Source organism: Fusobacterium massiliense, assembly GCF_900095705.1.
In the GTDB taxonomy this organism is placed as follows: Bacteria; Fusobacteriota; Fusobacteriia; order Fusobacteriales; family Fusobacteriaceae; genus Fusobacterium; species Fusobacterium massiliense.
Map to the genome: position 1 here is coordinate 780,782 of NZ_LT608327.1, position 20,076 is coordinate 800,857.

Consider the following 20,076-nt stretch of genomic DNA (forward strand, 5'->3'; position numbering starts at 1 on the left):
AACTGAGGATTAAAAGTCCTCTTTTTTATTTAGAAATTTATTTCAAAAAATGTTATAATTATAAAGTTAAAATAATAAAATGTAAATAATTTATTAATTTTATAAAGTCTTATAAATGAATAAAAATAACTGGAGGTCTAAATGCTAAGAGAAGATGGAAGAAAATTTAATGAAGAAAGAAAAATAAAAATAACAAAAGATGTTAATATTTATGCAGAAGGTTCTGTTTTAATTGAAGTTGGAAATACAAAAGTTATCTGTACTGCAAGTGTTAGTGAGAAAGTTCCTCCATTCTTGAGAGGAACAGGTAAAGGTTGGGTAACTGCTGAATACTCTATGTTACCGAGAGCAACAGGTGAAAGAAATCAAAGAGAAGCAAGTAAGGGAAAACTAAGTGGTAGAACCGTTGAAATTCAAAGACTTATTGGTAGGGCTTTAAGATCTGCTATTGATTTAGAGAAATTAGGAGAGAGATTAATTACTATTGACTGTGATGTTATACAAGCTGATGGTGGAACAAGAACTTCATCAATAAGTGGTGGTTATGTTGCCCTAGCTCTTGCTATAAAAAAACTATTAAAAGAAGGTATTTTAGAAGAAAATCCAATAATCTCGAATGTTGCTGCAATTAGTGTTGGAAAATTAAATTCAGATTTAATTGTTGATTTAAAATATTCAGAAGATTCAGCAGCTGAAGTTGATATGAATGTTATTATGAATAAAAAAGGAGAGTTTATTGAAATTCAAGGAACTGGAGAAGAAGCTACTTTTTCAAGAAAAGAATTAAATGGACTTTTAGATTTAGCTGAAAGTAGCATAAATAGAATTATAGAATTACAAGATAATATTATTAATGATGATGAATTAAAAATATTTTTAGCCACAGGAAATCAACATAAAATAGATGAAATAACTAAAATTTTTTCTGATATAAAAAATGTAAAAATTCTTTCAACTAAAGATGGTATATCTATTCCAGAAGTTGAAGAAGATAGAGATACTTTTGAGGGAAATTCTCAAAAAAAGGCTTTAGAAATTGCTAAGTATCTTAATATGATTGCTATTGCTGATGATTCAGGGCTTTGTGTTGATGCTTTAAATGGTGAACCTGGTATTTATTCTGCAAGATATAGTGGTACTGGTAATGATTTAGATAATAATAACTTATTAATCAAAAATTTACAAGGTAAAAATGATAGGAATGCTAAATTCGTATCAGTAATAAGTCTAGCTAAACCAAATGGAGAAGTTTACTCTTTTAGAGGAGAAATTGCTGGAAAAATTATAGATGAACCTAAAGGTAATACTGGATTTGGATATGACCCTCATTTCTTTGTTGGAGAATTTCAAAAAACTTTAGCAGAATTACCTGAACTTAAAAACAAAATAAGTCATAGAGCTAAAGCATTAGAAAAACTAAAAAAAGAATTAAAAGAAATTTTATAATTTTATAAATGATATTTATTTAACTTTATATTTTTCTGTATAAAGAAAGTCTCTGACGTCCGTATTAGTTCGAAGAGCCTATGTTCATTGAGCTCGTAGAACTCATACGGCTGTCAAGAGACTAATTTTTCTATTTAATTTTATACTTTTCTACAGAATAAAAAATCTAAATCACATATTATTTGATAATAAAAATAATTGACTTTTAACTATATTTAGTATATGATATTAGATATTATAATACTTAGGAGGTCTAATTATGAAAAAATATTTACTATCATTCTTACTTTTAAGTTCTATTTCAGCTGCTGCTGCACAATATGCTGATGGAACTTATAGAGGACTTTATATTTCTAAACAAGAAACTGAAGTTGAAGTTCAATTTGATCTAAAAGACGATGTAATTACTAAAGCTACTTACAGAGCATTACATTACAAAGGAAATGACTGGTTAAAAGATCCAGAATATGTAGCAAAAAATGGTGGATATATAAAACTTCTTGATGAAATAACTGGTAAAAAAATTCAAGCTGTTTTACCTACTCTTTACAACACAGAAGAAATTGAAACAGCTGGTGCTACTGTAAGAGAAACTAAAGTTAGAGCCGCTTTACAATATGGACTTAACCTTGGACCTTTTAGATTACCAAAAAAAGCTAAATAAAATTTTTTAATTTTTTAATACAACACCCCTCTAACTAAAAGTATGAGGGGTGTTGTATTTTTATTCTATAGGAAAGTATAAAAATAAATAGCAAAATTAGTCTCTGATGTCCATATTACTCTGGAGAGCATTTCAGTGAGCTCGGAAGAGTCATACGGCTGTCAGGAGACTTTATTTATTAATCCTAGTATAATCCTTCCAGTAATCTTATTATTTCATCATAATCATCAATCTGATTTATTTTTCTCTTTGCTTCTGTTGAGTTTTCTAGACCTTTTAAATACCAAGATATATGTTTTCTAACATCAAAAACAAATTTTTCATCATTATCAAGTCTAGTTCTTTTCAAATGTTCTATTGCCATTTTAATTTTATCTTCTTTTGTAGTTGGAGTTTTTATTTCTCCATATTCTAAAATTTCTCTAATATCTTCAATAAGCCAAGGATTTCCAAATATTCCTCTAGCTAACATAACTCCATCAACATTAGAATAAGATATTTTTTCAAGAGCATCTTCACCAGTAAAAATATCTCCATTTCCTATAACTGGGATAGAAATATTATCTTTTACTTCCTTTATATATTGCCAATCAGCTTTCCCAGAATATAGTTGTTCTCTAGTTCTACCATGGACTGTTATATGATCACAACCAATTTCTTCAGCAATCTTTCCAATTTTAATATAATTTTCTGGCTCTTTATAACCTATTCTAATTTTTATAGAAATTTTTGTGTCGTCTTTTAAACATGATCTCAATTCTGATAAAATAGTCCTTATTTTTTCTGGTTCTTTTACAAGAGCTGCTCCATAACCACAATTTACTATTTTTTTCATGGGGCAACCACAATTTAAATTGATATGTTTAACTCCTAAATTTTCAATATATTTTGCACTTGATTTTATTTTTTCAATATCTTCTCCAAAAATTTGAACAGCATTTCCTTCTCTTAATCTTAAAATTTTTGAAATTGTCTTATCATTCAAAACAGAAAGTGCATTTACACTGACCATTTCTGTAAAAATTAAATCTGGTTTAAATTCTTCTAATATTCCTCTAAAAGTATAATCTGTTACTCCAGCAATGGGAGCTATATATATTTTTTTCATATTTTCTCCGTTCTTATATAATAAATAAGATTAATTTTATCATATTTTTTATAAAAAATCTAATAATTAAAGTCTCTGACGTCCGTATTAGTTCGAAGAGCCTATGTTCATTGAGCTCGTAGAACTCATACGGCTGTCAAGAGACTAATTTTCATTATTTAATTTTATACCTTCCTATAAAATAAAAAAACTTTTTTAATTAATGTACATTATTTATGGATTTTAAAAAATTAAGTTTGCCTTTATTTTATTATTTATGATAGAATAAAAGTAGAAATTATTTAATAATCTAAAATATTGATTTAAAATGAGAGGAGACAAAATGAAAGATATTAGTTTTTTAAAAGAAAAAGCTAAAGAAATTAGAAGATCTATTGTTTCTATGATAGCTGAAGCAAAATCAGGACATCCAGGTGGTTCTTTATCTGCAACTGATATACTTACTGCTTTATATTTTTCTGAAATGAATATAGATCCTAATAATCCAAAAATGGAGGGAAGAGATAGATTTGTTTTATCAAAAGGACATGCTGCTCCTGCAATCTATTCTACTTTAGCTGAAAAAGGATATTTTTCTAAAGATGAACTATTAACTTTAAGAAAATTTGGAAGTAGATTACAAGGTCACCCTGATATGAAAAAACTTCCAGGTATTGAAATTTCTACTGGTTCACTAGGGCAAGGGTTATCTGTTACTAATGGTATGGCTCTAAATGCAAAAATTTATGATGAAAAATACAGAACTTACATCGTATTAGGAGATGGAGAAATACAAGAAGGTCAAATTTGGGAAGCTGCAATGACAGCGGCTCACTATAAACTAGATAATCTATGTGCTTTCCTTGATCATAACAATCTACAAATTGACGGTAACGTTTCTGAAATTATGGGTATTGAGCCTGTAAATAAAAAATGGGAAGCTTTTGGTTGGAACGTTATTGAAATAGATGGGCATAACTTTGAAGAAATTTTATCTGCATTAGATAAAGCTAAAGAGTGTAAAGGTAAACCTACTATAATTATTGCTAAAACAATAAAAGGTAAAGGAGTTTCATTTATGGAAAATGTTTGTGGTTTCCATGGAGTTGCTCCAACAGCAGATGAATTATCAAGAGCATTGGCTGAATTAGTTTAAATTTAAATTTTAGGAGGATTATTATGAGTAAAAAGTCTACAAGACAAGCCTATGGAGAAGCCTTAGTAGAACTTGGTAAAATAAATAATGACATAGTAGTTTTGGATGCTGATTTAAGTAAGTCTACAAAAACAGATTTATTTAAAAAAGAATTTCCAAAAAGACATATAAATATAGGAATTGCAGAAGCAGATTTAATAGGTACAGCTGCTGGACTTGCAACTTGTGGAAGAATTCCATTTGCATCAACATTTGCTATGTTTGCTGCCGGAAGAGCATTTGAACAAATAAGAAATACTGTTGCTTATCCAAAATTAAATGTTAAAATAGCTCCAACACATTCAGGAATATCTGTTGGAGAAGATGGTGGTTCTCACCAATCAATAGAAGATATTTCTCTTATGAGATCTATCCCTGGTATGATAGTACTATCTCCTTGTGATGCTATAGAAACTAAAAAAATGGTTTTTGCTGCTGCTGAATATAATGGACCGGTTTATTTAAGACTTGGAAGATTAGATGTTGAAACAATATTAGATGATAACTATGATTTTCAAATTGGTATAGCTAATACTTTAAAAGATGGTAAAGATGTAACTATTATCTCAACAGGACTTCTAACTCAAGAAGCAATGAAAGCTGCTCAAGAACTTGAAAAAGAAAATATTTCTATTAGAGTTATAAATATGGGAACTATAAAACCATTAGATGGAGAAACTGTATTAAAAGCTGCTCAAGAAACTAAATTTATAATAACTGCTGAAGAACATTCTGTTATTGGTGGTTTAGGTTCTGCTGTTTCTGAATTTTTATCAGAAACTCATCCAACTCTTGTAAAAAAACTTGGAGTTTATGATAAATTTGGACAAAGTGGTAAGGGAGCTGAAATGCTTGAAAAATATGAACTTACTGCAGCTAAATTAATTTCTATGGTTAAAGAAAATTTAAAATAAAAATTTATATTTTTTCTATAAATAAAGTCTCTGATGTCCATATATTAGTTCTATGAGCCAATAAATAAGCTCTTAAATTAATATGAATGTCAGAGATTTTTTTATTCTATAGAAAAGTATAAATTTAATATGAAATTAGTCTCCGACATCCGTATTACTCTGGAGAACATTTCGGTGAGCTCGAAAGAGTCATACGGCTGTCAGGAGACTTTATTTATTTAAATCAACATTTGATTTTTAAAGAAAAATAATATATAATGAACAAAAATAGTATTTAATAAATATATGAGAGAGGAAGCTTATGTATAGGAAATTTATTTTATTATTTTTATCTGTGTTTTCATTTACTTATGCAGTAGATGAAATAGAAAATAAATATATTGAAAATGGATATATTACTACAAAAGTTGGACTTGATATAAGCAAGTCTGATTTTGAAATTGGTAAGATATCCATTTTTGTTTTAGAAGGAAAAATAGCTAAAGTTATATATGGAAGAGGGGCTATTTTAAATAACTCTAGAGGTTTAACACAAAGTCAATTAGAAAAACTAAGTGAAATAGGTTCAAAATATATAAAAGATCCTATTTTTCAAAATATATACAAATTCAAAAGGAGGAAAACTAACTGAAAGTTATATCATAAGTATCTTAAAGGAGGAGGCATATCGTGAACAATTTTAGTGAAAATTTTATGTATAATTTAAAATATTTTTTAACTTTAATAACTACTATAGATCTATCTATTTCAGAATTTTTCCTTGTTTATTATATAATATTTTCATTTTGTATTATAAATTTTCTCCAAATAAAATTTTGTAAGAAACTTTATAATGAAGTAAAAATTGAAATAATATTATTACCTAAGTTAACTTATTTAATTCCAGGTATATACAGAATATACATGTATATATTAGGAATATTTATATTAATAATTTTAAAAATAAAGTATAAGAAAAATATTAAAGAAGTTTTTTTCTTTTTTTTAATATATTATGAAACTTTATTAGTGAATGCTGTAGTTGTTTCAATTGAGTTAATATATTATCTGTTTAATCAAGAACTTTTCATTGATGCGATTAATGAAAATTTTGAGTTATATAAAAATATGTCATTAGAATTTTATTTTTAAAAAATTAAACAAGTATCAGTAATGATAAGTTATTAAATGATGTACTAAGAGCAAAAGTCTATAAAGAACCAGATATAAAAATGGGACTAACAAATAAGATCCAAACAGACATAAACATGATAATATCGGATATAATGAGGATAACTACAATTTAAATAGACAATCAGGTATATATAAAAGAAAAACAATAAAAGCAAGAATAAAGGGCAAAGAAGAAAAGATAGCAGTACCAAATTATGAATATAAAATAGGCGAAATGGATGGAAAAGATATGAGAAGTATAATAGAAAGATGGGAAGATAAAAGAGTCCAAGAAAGAAGGTATGGAGGTAAATAATGAAAAAAATATTTATAAGCTTAGTGTCTTTATTAGTTTTTACATCATGTATATTACATGTGTATAGTTATTATCCAATTAGTAGTTATGGAATTGATAAACTTTCTATATCAGCAGAATTGATAAATCATGAAGATGAAAATTCCCCAATTAAATATATAGGGGTATCAGATGTTAGAAGTAGTGTTAATACTCCTCATAAGGTTAAGATATTATCTTCAACAATAAAAATAGTTGATAACAAAAATAAGGAATATATAGTAAAAACTAACTCAAATAGTGGATATATACATACATATAAGCAAGGAGTAGTAATAACAGATGATTTTAAAGCTTATATAGGAAAAGTCCAATTAGATGATGGAACAATAATAGATATACCTCCACTTTCATTTAAAAAAAATGTCTATGTAGAAAAATATAGTGTAATTTTGGATACAATAAATGCAGGAGCGCGAGCAAAAATATTATTTAATGGAACAATAGAAGAATATAAAGAATACAAGAATCTAAAGGAATAAGTAATAATTAATAATTAATTTTTTATAGGTAGTCTAAGAAATTAAACTTAAAGGAGAAATTTTTCTAAAAAATCTGAAAATATCACAGGTAATGATGTAAATATAAATGTAGCAAATTTACATCTTGAAAGTTTATAAGATAAAGAGAAATCAAGACATAATAGTTTCAATGTTTCAGTTGGAAATTTAGGTTGTATACTAAATGGTGTTGATAGAAAAGAATTTCTATTAATGCCATTTTTTAATAAAAAAAAATTGAGACAATGAAATTTTCCTGTTAAAATTAAATCGCTCAAAATAACCATAAAGGAAGTGATTTCATTGTCTCTATCTGATTTTATCAAAAATATCTTAAATATTCAAGATAATAATATTTCTTTTCCAGAAGAAAACTATTTTCAAATTGTTAAAAAAAACGATTTCTTTATTAAAGTTTTTAAAGGATTTCTTAAATCTAATCACTGCGCTTGTCCACATTGTAACTCTAAAAATATTGTTAAAAATGGTTCGAGAATTCGTAAAGTTAAATATATTCCTTACCAGAATTACAATATTGAACTTGAGCTTACTGTACAAAGGTATATTTGTAAGGATTGTAAAAAAACTTTTTCACCTTCCACTAATATTGTTAGTAACAATTCTAGTATATCTAATAATCTTAAATATACTATCGCGCTTGAACTTCAAAAAAATATTTCTCTTACATCTATTGCTAAGAGATATAGTATTTCTGTCTCTTCTGTACAAAGAATTATGGATATCTGCTATTCTAATTTTAAGGTTAATAGAGAACATTTACCAGGAACTATTTGTATTGATGAATTTAAATCTGTTAAAAATATTGATGGCGCTATGTCTTTTGTTTTTGCTGACTTTCAAAGTAAGAGCATTATCGATATAGTGGAAGATAGAAGACTTCGTTCTCTTACAGAATATTTTTCAAGATTTTCTTTAAAAGCTAAAAATAATGTGAAATATATTTGTATGGATATGTATGCTCCATATATTAGCTTAGTTAAATCTATCTTTCCTAATGGAGAAATAGTTCTAGATAAATTTCATATTGTTAACCTTATTAACAGAGCATTTAATCAAACTAGAATATATATTATGAACTCTATTCAAGATCCTTCTTTAAAAAGAAAATTAAAGAGATTTTGGAAGTTATTATTAAAATATTATCCTGACCTTTGCGAAATAAAATACTACTGTCAAAGTTTTAAGTACAAATTAAGTAGTAAAGATAAAGTAGATTATATTCTTGATAAAATACCTGAATTAGAAATTAATTTTAATATATATCAAGATATTATCCAAGCAATTAAACATAATAATTTTAAAAGATTTGAAGGAATAGTAGAAAAATATCTTGGAAGTAAAGAAAAAATTTCTGAGAAAATGAGAGTTGCTTTAAAAACTCTTAAAAAATATATGGAATATATTAAAAATATGTTTGAAACTAATATTACTAATGGAGTAATAGAAGGTTTAAATAATAAAATTAAATCAATAAAAAGAACTGCATTTGGATATTCAAAATTTAACAATTTCAAAAAGCGTATATTAATTCAAGAAGGAATTGTTTCAATTAATGCTTAATTTTTTTATGCAATAATGAATTTTAATAATAATAAAAAAAGAGAATTTTCAAGTTTTTATTCTCAAAAATTCTCTTAATTATGCTAAGTCATAGTCTAAACTTTTTCATCAACACTATTTGACAAATAGCCGAAATTTATCAATAGAGGAGCTGATAAAAATGATAAAAAATAGTTTTAAATTTATAATTTCGATTATTTTAATTATGACTACTAGTGCTTGTTCTAGTAATAATTTTTGGGGATTATTTAAACCACATTTTTTAACTGGAACCTATATAGATGCTTATGCAATAATAGAGGATGGTAAGATAAATAGAATGGGAATACCTAAAGAAGATATAGATAAAATGGATAATATAATAAATAATAAATATGGAATTCGATTTATAAATGATGAGCGAATATACGCCCTTAAAGGAGGTGATGAAAATTATGAAATAAAATTTTATAATGACTTTAAAATGACAGTAAATGGAAAAGAATACATAATGCCTAAAGAAAAAATAAGAGAATATTCTGATAATAATTATTTCTATGATTTACCAATAGAAATAACAAATACAGAGTATAATGAATATATATTAGATATAGGAGAAATAGAAATTATTGATACAGATGGAAAAATAATAAGACCAAGAACTAAAATACCACCAATATTATTTAAAAAAACTATTTTTAGAAGATTTGTAAATGACATAAATGGGAATAATTATGATGTGTATTATAGAGGTTGGGCAGAAGATTATCCAAAGGATCCAAGTACTTTAAAAAAGATATATAATAATCTTGAGAAAAATTATGGTAATTTAAAAATTATAAAAAAATAAATAGTTTAATTTTTGAGGAGACTGTGAACTTTTTTTCGAGACTGTGAACTTTTTTCTGTAAATTTTATTCTTCTATGATTAGAATTACTTAATTAAGTTTTAACATATTAATATAATATTTTTTATCTGTCAAGATTAAGGTATTCATTTTTGGGTACCTTTTTCTTTTTATGCTCCAAATCTACCTTCATACATTATACTAAATTCTCCTAAGCAAAAAATAATGAACACTTTTTAAATAACCATGTACATAGAAATATCATTAAAATTACACTTAAACAACCACAAGTAACTTTTCCTAAGTAATAGATAATAACCCCTGCTATTACCCCCCATATTACTAACATCACTAAACCAAATAAAATATCATCCATAATATCACATCTTTTTATATAATCTTACACCATTTCTGTTTGTGTAAAAACTTGCTATTCTTTTTGTTTCTACTTCTCTTTTTACAGAATTATAAAAATCTCTGTATAAATATTCTCCCATACAGGCTTGAACTGCTAATAAATCTTCTAAAGCAAATTCAATTCCTTTTGTGTATCTCATTTCAATTTCAGCAATAGCTTTTGCTACTTGACCTTTCATATCTCTTATCATTTTAAAGCAACTCCTTTGCATTAAATATTATTTAAGACTATTATATTTGAAAAAAATTATATTTTCAATTCTTTTTACAGAAAAATCTGCTGTATTTTACTTTACAACAGATTTTCTATGAATTATTTTTTTATTTATAAATAAAGTATAAATTTAATATAAAAATTAGTCTCCGACGTCCGTATTACTCTGGAGAGCATTTCGGTAAGCTCGGAAGAGTCATACGGCTATCAAGAGACTTTATTTATAAAGTTAAAATTAATCTACATATCTTTTGTTACAACAACATCTGCCCCTGTTCCAAAGACATCTTTAATTACAATATCTCCTCTTTTTACTGGAGCTACAAGTTCAACATTTTTTAACTCTTCCATAAGTTTAAAATTCATTTCTTTTGGTATAGCCTTATTAGTCTTTATTGGACATCTATGGTCTAAAGCATTTTTTATTTTTACAGTTGAAGTTACAACTCTTTTAGGAGCTGTTAATTCTTCTTTTCCATAAACTGCCCCTCTAGGACAAGAATTTCCTTTTACTTCGTAAGTTTCTGTGTTAACTTTTATATGACAACCAACAGGACAAACTATACATATCATTTCCTTTTCCATTATTTATCCCCCTCTACAACTTCTACAACGATTTTATCAGAATCAATTTTTCTTAAAATAGTTTTAGATAAAGTAATTTTTTCCATTTCTCCAGGAGCCATATGAGCTTTTTTAACTGAATGAATTACAAAGTCATTTGACTTCACAACTATTTTTACATCTTTATATATTTGTCTAACTCTCATAGAAAGTTCAAGATTTTTTTCTATATTTTCCATTCTAAACTTTTGTGGAACAGTATAACCTATGCCATTTCCTGTTTGTACTTCTATATACTTACCATCTGTAACTTCACCTTTTATATATCTTGCAGCAGCTTTTCCAGCTTTTCTTGATTCGATACTAACAAAGTCTACAAGGTCATGAACATGAACAACATTTCCAGATGCAAATATTCCTTCAATACTTGTTTCCATAAGTTCATTTACTATTGGTCCATTTGTTCTAGGATCTATTTTAATTCCTGTTGCTCTTGATATATCGTTTTCTGGAATAAGTCCAACAGATAAAAGTAAAGTATCACATTCATATTCAATTTCTGTTCCAGGTATAGGTTTTTTATTTTCATCAACTTTAGCTATTATAACTTTTTCAACCCTATCTTTCCCTATTATATCTACAACAGTATGACTTAAGTATAAAGGAATATTATAGTCTTCCAAACATTGAACTATATTTCTCATTAGTCCTCCAGAGAAAGGCATAAGTTCTGCAACAGCTAAAACTTTTGCACCTTCAAGTGTAAGTCTTCTTGCCATTATAAGTCCAATATCTCCAGAACCTAAAATAACTACTCTCTTCCCAACCATATATCCTTCCATATTGATATATCTTTGAGCTGCTCCAGCTGTAAATACTCCAGCAGGTCTGTCACCAGGAATAGCTATTGCTCCTCTTGTTCTCTCTCTACAACCCATAGTTAAAACAACAGATTTTGCTTCAATTATCATATATCCATCAACAGAGTTTATAGCTTGAACTATTTTATTTTCAGATACTTCCAAAACCATTGTATCTAATTTATATTCAATATTTAATTCAAATAATTGATCCATAAATCTTTGAGCATATTCAGGACCTGTTAATTCTTCTTTAAATTCATGTAGACCAAAACCATTGTGAATACATTGTTGTAAAATTCCACCTAATTCCTTAGCTCTTTCTATAACAAGTATACTATCTACTCCATTCTTTTTTGCTTCTATTGCAGCAGCAAGACCTGCAGGGCCTCCTCCAACAACAACTAAATCATATTTCATATTCATATCGTTCCCCCTATTTAGTCTTTCCTGTCAAAATGTATGAGTCTTTTTGTTCCATAACTATATCTTCCAAGTCTTTTCCTAATTCTCTTGCTAATATTTCTTGTACACGAGGTCCACAGAAACCTCCTTGACATCTTCCAGCACCTGGTCTGACTCTTCTTTTAATTCCGTTTAATGTTCTACCTCCACATTTTCTATGGATAGCATCTACAATTTCTCCCTCTGTTATATTTTCACATCTACAAATTATTCTTCCATATCTAGGATCTTTTTCTATAACTTTAGCTTTTTCTTCTGGAGATAAAGTTATAAAATGTATCATTTTTCTATTTTTAATAAAGTTTTCTTTTTTCTTAACATTTCCAAAACTATCCACAACCATTTTTGCTAAATCAACAGCCATAGCTGGTGCAGATGTAAGTCCTGGAGATTTAGTTCCTGCCATATTAAAGAAACCTTTCACATCTTCAGCTTCTCCTAAAATAAAATCTCCTGTGTCTGCTTCGGCTCTAAGACCAGCAAAATTTCTTATATTATCTCTAAAATTAACATCTTTTATACTTTTTACAGCAAACTTTCTAATTGTTTCAAAACCTTCTAAAGTATCTCCAACATCGTCTTTATCTTCAACATCTGAAGCTGTTGGACCAGCTATTATATTTCCATGAGCTGTCTTAGCTACTAAAATTCCTTTCCCCATTTCAGTTGGACATTGGAAAATTACACTATCTGTTAAATATCCTTGAACTTTATCAAGTAAATAATATTCTCCTATTCTTGGTGTAATTTTGAATTTTTTATTAGATAACATATTATTTATAAAATCTGCATAAACTCCAGCAGCATTTATAACCTTTTTAGTTTTTATTATTTCTCCACTTTTTAATTTTATTTCAAAACTATCATCAATTTTTTTTATATTTTCAACTTCTGCATTAAGTTTTAATTCTACTCCATTTTCCATAGCATTTTCTACAAGTTTTATAGCAAATTCCCATGGACCTGTTATTCCAGCAGTACCTGCATATAGTGCTGCAACTGCTTCTTTACTTACATGTGGTTCTCTTCTTTGAATTTCTGCTGCATCTATAATTTCCATTTCTGGAACTCCGTTAGCAATTCCTCTTTTATAAAGCATTTCTAAATGTTCTTTTTCTTTTTCAGAAAATGCTAATACATAAGAACCAACTCTTCTAAATGGAGCGTCAACTTCCTTACATAAAGCTTCATACATTGCATTTCCTTCAACATTGTACTTTGCCATAAGAGAACCCTCTTTTGCATCATATCCAGCATGTACTATAGCTGAATTTGCTTTTGTTGTTCCACAAGAAACATCGTTCTCTTTATCTAACAACAAAATATTCAATTCGTATTTTGATAATTCTCTTGAAACTGCTGCTCCCATTATTCCAGCACCAATAACAACTACATCAAACATATCGTTCCTCCTTTTATATTCCCCTTAAAATTAGTGTTTCTAAATAAAAAAGTCACGAAAAAACCACAGAATCTCTTCTGCTATTTTTCATGACTCACTCTTCACTAGTCTAATATTCTATTATATTAACATTATATATATTTATCAAATAACTGTCAAGTGTAATATTATTTGAAATATCGTTCTATTTGTGTAATAAATACAGTCTCTTGACAGCCGTATGAGTTCTACGAGCTCAATGAACACAGGCTCTTCGAACTAATATGGACGTCAGAGACTAATTTATGTTTTCTACTACTAATTCTTTTAAATATTTTTTTATTTCTTCTTTAGTTTCTTCATTTCTAAGACCAAATTCAATATTAGCTTTTAAAAGCCCTGATTTACTTCCAATATCATATCTCTTTCCAGAGAAATTATAAGCCAGTACCTCTTCTTCATCTTTCATCATAGCAAGTATTGCATCTGTTAATTGAATTTCTCCATTTTTACCTGGTTTTGTGTTTTCTAAATATTTAAAAATCTTTCCTGACAATAAATATCTTCCTAAACAAGCCATTCTAGATGGAGCATCTTTTTCTGACGGTTTTTCTAAGAAATCTGACATTTTAAAAGTTACATCATCTAAAACTCCATCTAATTTTGCTATACCATATTTAGAAACATCTTTAATATCAACTTCTTGACAACCTATTAAGCTTTTCCCATAAGCATCATATTTTTCTATCATTTGTTTTGTTACAGGTTTTTCAGGATTATAAATTATGTCATCTCCTAATGCAATGACAAAAGGTTCATCACCAACAAATGATTTTGCCTTTAAAATGGCATGTCCAAGTCCTAAAGGTAAATTTTGTCTTACATAACAAATATTTGCCATATTTGAAATATGAGAAACCTTATTTAACAATTCTATTTTACCATCATTTTTTAAAGTGTTTTCTAATTCATAAGAAAAATCAAAATGGTCTTCAATAGAATTTTTATTTCTACCTGTTACAATAACTATATCTGTAATTCCAGATTCAACTAATTCTTCAACTATATATTGTAAAGACGGTTTATCAACTATTGTTAACATTTCTTTGGGTAGTGCTTTTGTTGCTGGAAGAACTCTCGTTCCAAGTCCAGCAGCGGGAATAACAGCCTTAGTAACTTTTTTCATAAAATAAAATCTCCTTTCATTATTCTATAGGAAAGTATAAAGATAAATAGCAAAATTAATCTCTGATGTCCGTATTAGTTCGAAGATTCTGTATTTATTAAGTTCTTAGAACTCATACGGTTATCAAGAGACTTTTTTTATTTTATAATAGCTCCAGACTCAACACTTTTATCTATTTTAACTAAAGAAATTCCATTTTTATCTTCAGTTGTTAGTAACATACCTTGTGATAGTTCACCTTTCAACTTAGTAAATTTTAAATTAGCTACAGCCATAACTTTTTCTCCAATTAATTTCTTATATTCCGGATAATATTTAGCTATTCCTGATATTATTTGTCTTTCAAATTCTCCATCAAAAACTTTAAATTTTAGAAGTTTATCTGCTCCTTCAACTTTATCAACATCTAAAATTTCAACAACTTTTATTTCTACCTTATTAAAATCTTTTATGTCAATAGGATTTTCTATTTTTAATTCTTTCTTAGTTTCTTTTTCTTCTTCTTTTTCTATTTCAATTCTTGGGAATATAGGACTAGCTTCTCCTAATTTATGACCTTCTTTAAATATATTCCACTCTTTTATTTCTTCATATTGAAGTTTTGTAACATCGTTTTCAAAACCTAATTGATTAATTATTTTTTGAGAAGATTCCGGCATAAATGGTGCTATCATAAATGCAATTTTATATAGTCCTTCACATAAAATATTCATTACTGCTGCCAATCTTCCTTTTTTAGCTTCATCTTTAGCCAAAGCCCAAGGTTCATTTTCATCTATATATTTATTAAGTCTTGAAACAAATTTCCAAATAGTTTCCAATGCTTTAGAAAACTCAAAATAATACATATAATTCTTAACATCTTCTATTGTAGATGTAAACATAGTTTTAATTTCATTATCAATAAATTGTTCTTCTTGAGATGAAACAACAACTCCAGAAAAATATTTTTTATACATTCCTAAAGTTCTGTTTAAAAGATTACCTAAGTCATTTGCTAAATCTGAGTTTAATCTTCCAACAACTCCTCTTGTTGAATAATCTCCATCTGTTCCAAAACTAGCCTCTCTCAATAGATAATATCTAAATGCATCAACTCCATATTTTTTAATTTCATTGTAAGGGTCAACTACATTTCCTTTAGATTTAGACATCTTTTCTCCTTCTGATGTCCACCAACCATGAGCCACTATGCTATCTGGTAATTTTATTCCAGCAGACAATAACATACAAGGCCAAATTATAGCATGGAATCTAATTATATCTTTTCCTATTAAATGAACAACTCTTGATTTATTCCAAAATTTATTAAATTTTTCTTCATCATTTTCAAATCCGGCAGATGTTAAATAGTTAGTTAAAGCATCAAACCATACATAAGTTATATGACCCGGTGCAAAATCTATTGGTATTCCCCATTTAAAAGTATTTCTTGATATAGATAAATCCTGAAGACCTTGTTTTATAAAAGAAATTACTTCATTTCTACGAGAATGAGGTAAAATAAAATCTGGGTTTTCATCTATATGTTTAAGTAATTCATCTGCATATTTCGACATTTTAAAGAAATATGATTCTTCTTTTAAAATTGTAAGTTCTTTTCCACAATCTGGGCATTTATTACTACCATTTAATTGATTTTCTGGGAAAAATGTTTCACAAGAAATACAATATTTCCCTTCATATTCTCCTTTATAAATATCACCTTTTTCATGAACTATATCTAATATTCTTTTTACAGCTTTTTTATGTCTATCTTCAGTTGTTCTTATAAAATCATCATATTTAATATCTAAAGCTGACCACATATTTTTAAAATTAGGTGTCATTTTATCTGTCCATTGTTGAGGTGTGTAACCATTTTTTTCCGCTGCTTGTTCAACTTTTTGACCGTGTTCATCAAGTCCAGTCATAAAATGAGTATCTTGTCCCATAGATTTCCAATATCTATTAATTACATCAGCTGCTATTGTTGTATATGCACTACCAACATGTGGATCTCCGTTCACATAATAAATCGGTGTACTAACAAAAAAGTTTTTTTTCATTTTCCTCTTCTTCTCCTTTTTTTTATTAAATAATATTACAATTAATATTTTAATCTACATAGCATCTTTTGTATAGTTGTTCAAATTTTTTATCAACTTTGTTTGCAATATTATTTAATTCTTGCACTTTATTTTCAACAATTTCTGTAAATTCATCTAAATTATTTTCTTCTTTTACTTCTATAGGCTCTCCTAAAATAACTCTTACAATAGAAAATGGTTTTGGAATTTGAAATTTATCCCAAGTTTTTTCTAAAATCCATTTTTTACTATAAGCAATACCTACAGGTATCAAAGGAATAGCTGTCTTTTGTGAAAGATATAAAAGTCCTTTTTTTGTTTTTTCTCTTGGACCTTTTGGACCATCTAAAGGTGTTCCCATAGAATAACCCTTCTTCAAATATTTTAAAAGTGTTATAGTACTAGAAATTTGATTTTTATCTGATGAACCTCTCACTAAAAGATAACCCATTTTTTCAAGAGGGACACTTATTAACTCTCCATCTTTTGTTGGACTGGATAAGGCTACTTTTTTTTCAACATTTTTAAAAAAGATAGGAGTTATAAAAAGTTTACTATGCCAAAAACCATAGATATAAGTTTTTCTCATATCTACTTTACCTTCATTTACAACTTCAATTTTTAAAGTTGAAGCAATAATTCTTAAAATAAAATAAAGTAGAGTTCCTAAAATTCTATATTTTTTATTATCTTGTTTTTCCATTTATTTTCTCCATTAATTAAAGTCTCTTGACAGCTGTATGAGTTCTACGAGATCAATAAACACAGGCTCTTCGAACTAATACGGACGTCAGAGACTAATTTTTCATATTTAATTTTATACTTTCCTGTATAATTAAAAAAATACTCAAGAGAAAATAAATCTCTTGAGTCTAATTTTCTCAATCTTTTTAAGACTTAGAATAATCCTGGAATATTAATTCCACCTGTTACTTTAGACATTTCACTTTCAGCAAGTTCTTCAGCTTTAGCCATAGCATCTTTTATAGCTGTAAGAATTAAATCTTCTAACATTTGTTTATCGTTAGCAGCATCTTTTATTACTTCATCTGACAATTTAATTTCAATAATTTCTTTTTGTCCATTAGCTTTAACAGAAACTGCTCCCCCACCAACAGATGATTCAACTTCTTTAGTTTTTAATTCTTCTTGAATTTGTAACATTTGTTGTTGCATAACTTGTGCTTGTTTTACGATATCAGCTTGATTTCCAGCTGGTTTTGAACTTTTTAGTTTTCTAACCATTTTAATCCTCCTAAAAGTTTTACTTACTGCTTTATTATACACAGTTTTTTCTAATAATTCAATATAATTTTATTTCATATTTAATCTAATAAATCATAAGGTAAATATGTTACAGGTTTATTATACAAATAATTATCAAATAAAATCTCTTTTATCAATTCTTTTTTATCAATTTTTAAATATTTAGAATATTTTTTATATATATTATTAATATTAAAATTATCCTTACTTATCACAACTGCATAATTATCCCAACCATTATCATCAGCCAAAGTAAAAATAGTCTCGTTCAAACCTGCTATTCCATCTGCTAAACCATTTTTAATAGCTTCTTCCCCTGTCCAAACTCTTCCTTCAGCTAAAGTTTTTAATTTTCCTAAATCAATTTTTCTTCCCTTAGATACAACATTTAAAAAATCTTGGTATACTTTTAAATTTGAATTATATATTTTATTATATTTTTTTTCATTAAAAGTATTAGCTGAATATAAATCAGAATATTCTCCTTGAGAAACGCTTTCAATATTTACTCCATTTTCTTTTATTAATTTTGAAAAATCTGGCATAATACTTACAACTCCTATTGAGCCTGTTATAGTATTTCTATCAACAAAAATAGCATTAGCATTTGCTGATATATAATATCCTCCTGATGCAGCAACCCCTGACATAGATACATAAACCGGCTTTTTCTCTGATAGCTCTTTAACTTTCTTAGCAATTATATCAGATGTAAGAGCTGAACCTCCAGGAGAGTTAATTCTTAAAACAACTCCCTTAATCTTTTTATTATTACTTGCTTTTTCTAATTTATCTATAGTTTCATTGACATTTATTTCAGAATTATTAGATAAAATTTCAGTTTGACTATCGACAATCTCTCCCTCTAAAGGAATAACATATATTATATTTTCTGAGCTATCCATATTGTCTTCTATTAATGAGTTATCAGCATATTCTTGAATAGATACCATCTTGTCTTTTCCTATTAAATTTTCAAAGTCAGACCAATAAAAATATTTGTCTATCATTTTATTTTCTAATAAATCTACCGATGAAGCTGCTACTAAATCTCCACTTTGTATAATTTTATTCAAATTATCTCTGTCTATTTTTCTGTTAATAGAAACAATATCTAAAAAATTATTGTAATTTTCTTCAAAAATTCTAGTTTTATCTTCTCTTGCTTCCTTAGACATATTTTCATTATTTAAATTTTCCATATAACTTTTATAGTTTCCAACATGGATTACATTAAATTTTACTCCTAACTTATCAGTTAATCTTTTCCAATAAAAATCCTCTGTAAAATAGGGATAAATATTTACATTTGTTGAATTTGCACTAGGCATGTATATCTCAGTTGCATATGAAGCTAGATAATAATTTTTTCTATTCACATTTTCAAAATATGCCACAACTTTTTTATCATTAGCTTTTAATCTTGATATTTCTTGAGCTAACTCTTCACTCTGAGCATAGCTTAAAGTATCTCCATCAAGTTTTAATATAAGCCCATCTATTTTATCATCATAAGAAATATTTTCTACTGCTTTTAGTAGTGAGTAAAAGTTTAAACTATTTTCCTCAAATGGATTAGAGTTTATTTGTTTCTCATTAAACTTAGTTGCTAAATCTAATACAACATAGCTTTTATCTTTTATATCAATCGTTGGTTTTTGATTATATTTAGAAAAAATTGCACCTATAAAAATAATAAAAATTAATAAAAACAAAAAAAACTTTATGAAAAAAGAAATGATTTCTTTCACTACAAATAATAAAGCTCTTTTTAAATACTGTAATACTAACATCAAAAATCCCCCTAACAAATAAAAATAAAAAGCTGTCTTATATTTTATAATATTTCTTAAAATTTATCAAATAATAAAATAAAGTCTCTTGACAACCATAAGTTCTATGAGCTCAATAAACATAGGCTCTTCAAACTAAT

Annotated in this window: 20 protein-coding genes; 9 read left to right on the forward strand and 11 right to left on the reverse strand. The window is 27.1% G+C overall.

Annotated elements, in window-relative coordinates; all coding sequences use genetic code 11:
- Positions 1 to 141 precede the first annotated feature (141 nt).
- Positions 142 to 1,446: a ribonuclease PH gene (rph, locus tag BQ2505_RS08015; RefSeq protein WP_074017239.1), complete on the forward strand. Its 1,305-nt coding sequence runs from the start codon at positions 142 to 144 to the stop codon at positions 1,444 to 1,446.
- A 259-nt stretch (positions 1,447 to 1,705) separates the two neighbouring features.
- Positions 1,706 to 2,110 carry a hypothetical protein gene (locus tag BQ2505_RS08020; protein WP_074017240.1) on the forward strand — a complete coding sequence of 135 codons (405 nt, stop codon included), beginning with the start codon at positions 1,706 to 1,708 and terminating at the stop codon, positions 2,108 to 2,110.
- A 184-nt stretch (positions 2,111 to 2,294) separates the two neighbouring features.
- Here BQ2505_RS08020 and BQ2505_RS08025 read toward each other — a convergent pair whose 3' ends face one another.
- Complete coding sequence (locus BQ2505_RS08025) at positions 2,295 to 3,218, reverse strand: tRNA dihydrouridine synthase (protein WP_074017241.1); 924 nt, start codon at positions 3,216 to 3,218, stop codon at positions 2,295 to 2,297.
- 322 nt (positions 3,219 to 3,540) lie between these two features.
- Between BQ2505_RS08025 and BQ2505_RS08030 the strand changes: the two genes are divergently transcribed.
- The 7 genes from BQ2505_RS08030 (at position 3,541) to BQ2505_RS08060 (ending at position 9,723) form a co-directional block, all read left to right on the forward strand.
- Entirely contained in the window at positions 3,541 to 4,353 is an 813-nt protein-coding gene (locus BQ2505_RS08030; protein ID WP_074017242.1) for a transketolase, read from the forward strand.
- A 23-nt stretch (positions 4,354 to 4,376) separates the two neighbouring features.
- Positions 4,377 to 5,306 (forward strand): transketolase family protein, encoded by a 930-nt coding sequence (locus BQ2505_RS08035; RefSeq protein WP_074017243.1) that lies wholly within the window; start codon positions 4,377 to 4,379, stop codon positions 5,304 to 5,306.
- Between the two features lie 301 nt (positions 5,307 to 5,607).
- The gene (locus BQ2505_RS08610) at positions 5,608 to 5,937 is read left to right on the forward strand and encodes a POTRA domain-containing protein (protein WP_083232336.1); all 330 of its coding nucleotides are present in this window, start codon (positions 5,608 to 5,610) and stop codon (positions 5,935 to 5,937) included.
- 38 nt (positions 5,938 to 5,975) lie between these two features.
- A complete protein-coding gene (locus BQ2505_RS08045) occupies positions 5,976 to 6,437 on the forward strand; it encodes a hypothetical protein (protein WP_074017244.1) in 462 nt (153 codons plus the stop codon).
- A gap of 336 nt (positions 6,438 to 6,773) precedes the next feature.
- The gene (locus tag BQ2505_RS08050; RefSeq protein WP_074017245.1) at positions 6,774 to 7,295 is read left to right on the forward strand and encodes a hypothetical protein; all 522 of its coding nucleotides are present in this window, start codon (positions 6,774 to 6,776) and stop codon (positions 7,293 to 7,295) included.
- Positions 7,296 to 7,607: 312 nt separating this feature from the next.
- Entirely contained in the window at positions 7,608 to 8,894 is a 1,287-nt protein-coding gene (locus tag BQ2505_RS08055) for an ISL3 family transposase (RefSeq protein WP_083232337.1), read from the forward strand.
- Between the two features lie 160 nt (positions 8,895 to 9,054).
- On the forward strand, positions 9,055 to 9,723 hold the full coding sequence (locus tag BQ2505_RS08060; RefSeq protein WP_074017247.1) for a hypothetical protein: 669 nt from the start codon (positions 9,055 to 9,057) through the stop codon (positions 9,721 to 9,723).
- A 209-nt stretch (positions 9,724 to 9,932) separates the two neighbouring features.
- Here BQ2505_RS08060 and BQ2505_RS08750 read toward each other — a convergent pair whose 3' ends face one another.
- From BQ2505_RS08750 to sppA, 10 genes are all read right to left on the reverse strand, one after another.
- Positions 9,933 to 10,097: a hypothetical protein gene (locus BQ2505_RS08750; protein ID WP_154662211.1), complete on the reverse strand. Its 165-nt coding sequence runs from the start codon at positions 10,095 to 10,097 to the stop codon at positions 9,933 to 9,935.
- Positions 10,098 to 10,101: 4 nt separating this feature from the next.
- Positions 10,102 to 10,329, reverse strand: a complete 228-nt coding sequence (locus BQ2505_RS08065; RefSeq protein ID WP_074017248.1) for a hypothetical protein — start codon at positions 10,327 to 10,329, stop codon at positions 10,102 to 10,104.
- A gap of 263 nt (positions 10,330 to 10,592) precedes the next feature.
- Entirely contained in the window at positions 10,593 to 10,937 is a 345-nt protein-coding gene (locus BQ2505_RS08070) for a DUF1667 domain-containing protein (protein ID WP_074017249.1), read from the reverse strand.
- Positions 10,937 to 12,202 (reverse strand): NAD(P)/FAD-dependent oxidoreductase, encoded by a 1,266-nt coding sequence (locus tag BQ2505_RS08075; RefSeq protein WP_143403582.1) that lies wholly within the window; start codon positions 12,200 to 12,202, stop codon positions 10,937 to 10,939. The genes BQ2505_RS08070 and BQ2505_RS08075 overlap by 1 nt, the downstream gene beginning before the upstream one ends.
- A 10-nt stretch (positions 12,203 to 12,212) precedes the next feature.
- Positions 12,213 to 13,643, reverse strand: coding sequence for an NAD(P)/FAD-dependent oxidoreductase (locus tag BQ2505_RS08080; protein WP_074017250.1), 1,431 nt, complete (start codon positions 13,641 to 13,643; stop codon positions 12,213 to 12,215).
- Positions 13,644 to 13,920: 277 nt separating this feature from the next.
- Complete coding sequence (gene galU / locus BQ2505_RS08085; protein WP_074017251.1) at positions 13,921 to 14,808, reverse strand: UTP--glucose-1-phosphate uridylyltransferase GalU; 888 nt, start codon at positions 14,806 to 14,808, stop codon at positions 13,921 to 13,923.
- Between the two features lie 137 nt (positions 14,809 to 14,945).
- Positions 14,946 to 16,892 carry a methionine--tRNA ligase gene (metG, locus tag BQ2505_RS08090; RefSeq protein ID WP_262360295.1) on the reverse strand — a complete coding sequence of 649 codons (1,947 nt, stop codon included), beginning with the start codon at positions 16,890 to 16,892 and terminating at the stop codon, positions 14,946 to 14,948.
- Between the two features lie 13 nt (positions 16,893 to 16,905).
- Positions 16,906 to 17,580, reverse strand: coding sequence for a lysophospholipid acyltransferase family protein (locus BQ2505_RS08095; protein WP_074017253.1), 675 nt, complete (start codon positions 17,578 to 17,580; stop codon positions 16,906 to 16,908).
- Positions 17,581 to 17,774: 194 nt separating this feature from the next.
- Positions 17,775 to 18,122, reverse strand: a complete 348-nt coding sequence (locus BQ2505_RS08100) for a YbaB/EbfC family nucleoid-associated protein (protein ID WP_074017254.1) — start codon at positions 18,120 to 18,122, stop codon at positions 17,775 to 17,777.
- Between the two features lie 80 nt (positions 18,123 to 18,202).
- Positions 18,203 to 19,936 (reverse strand): signal peptide peptidase SppA, encoded by a 1,734-nt coding sequence (gene sppA, locus BQ2505_RS08105; RefSeq protein ID WP_074017255.1) that lies wholly within the window; start codon positions 19,934 to 19,936, stop codon positions 18,203 to 18,205.
- Positions 19,937 to 20,076: the final 140 nt, after the last annotated feature.

Excerpts from the sequence above, each read along its gene's own strand:
- BQ2505_RS08075 (WP_143403582.1), bottom strand. The coding sequence starts at position 12,202 with ATGAATATGAAATATGATTTAGTTGTTGTTGGAGGAGGCCCTGCAGGT.
- galU (WP_074017251.1), bottom strand. The coding sequence starts at position 14,808 with ATGAAAAAAGTTACTAAGGCTGTTATTCCCGCTGCTGGACTTGGAACG.
- BQ2505_RS08750 (WP_154662211.1), bottom strand. The coding sequence starts at position 10,097 with ATGGATGATATTTTATTTGGTTTAGTGATGTTAGTAATATGGGGGGTA.
- BQ2505_RS08065 (WP_074017248.1), bottom strand. The coding sequence starts at position 10,329 with ATGATAAGAGATATGAAAGGTCAAGTAGCAAAAGCTATTGCTGAAATT.
- BQ2505_RS08060 (WP_074017247.1), top strand. The coding sequence starts at position 9,055 with ATGATAAAAAATAGTTTTAAATTTATAATTTCGATTATTTTAATTATG.
- BQ2505_RS08030 (WP_074017242.1), top strand. The coding sequence starts at position 3,541 with ATGAAAGATATTAGTTTTTTAAAAGAAAAAGCTAAAGAAATTAGAAGA.
- BQ2505_RS08070 (WP_074017249.1), bottom strand. The coding sequence starts at position 10,937 with ATGGAAAAGGAAATGATATGTATAGTTTGTCCTGTTGGTTGTCATATA.
- BQ2505_RS08080 (WP_074017250.1), bottom strand. The coding sequence starts at position 13,643 with ATGTTTGATGTAGTTGTTATTGGTGCTGGAATAATGGGAGCAGCAGTT.
- BQ2505_RS08095 (WP_074017253.1), bottom strand. The coding sequence starts at position 17,580 with ATGGAAAAACAAGATAATAAAAAATATAGAATTTTAGGAACTCTACTT.
- rph (WP_074017239.1), top strand. The coding sequence starts at position 142 with ATGCTAAGAGAAGATGGAAGAAAATTTAATGAAGAAAGAAAAATAAAA.
- BQ2505_RS08100 (WP_074017254.1), bottom strand. The coding sequence starts at position 18,122 with ATGGTTAGAAAACTAAAAAGTTCAAAACCAGCTGGAAATCAAGCTGAT.
- BQ2505_RS08025 (WP_074017241.1), bottom strand. The coding sequence starts at position 3,218 with ATGAAAAAAATATATATAGCTCCCATTGCTGGAGTAACAGATTATACT.
- BQ2505_RS08020 (WP_074017240.1), top strand. The coding sequence starts at position 1,706 with ATGAAAAAATATTTACTATCATTCTTACTTTTAAGTTCTATTTCAGCT.
- BQ2505_RS08610 (WP_083232336.1), top strand. The coding sequence starts at position 5,608 with ATGTATAGGAAATTTATTTTATTATTTTTATCTGTGTTTTCATTTACT.
- BQ2505_RS08050 (WP_074017245.1), top strand. The coding sequence starts at position 6,774 with ATGAAAAAAATATTTATAAGCTTAGTGTCTTTATTAGTTTTTACATCA.
- sppA (WP_074017255.1), bottom strand. The coding sequence starts at position 19,936 with ATGTTAGTATTACAGTATTTAAAAAGAGCTTTATTATTTGTAGTGAAA.
- BQ2505_RS08035 (WP_074017243.1), top strand. The coding sequence starts at position 4,377 with ATGAGTAAAAAGTCTACAAGACAAGCCTATGGAGAAGCCTTAGTAGAA.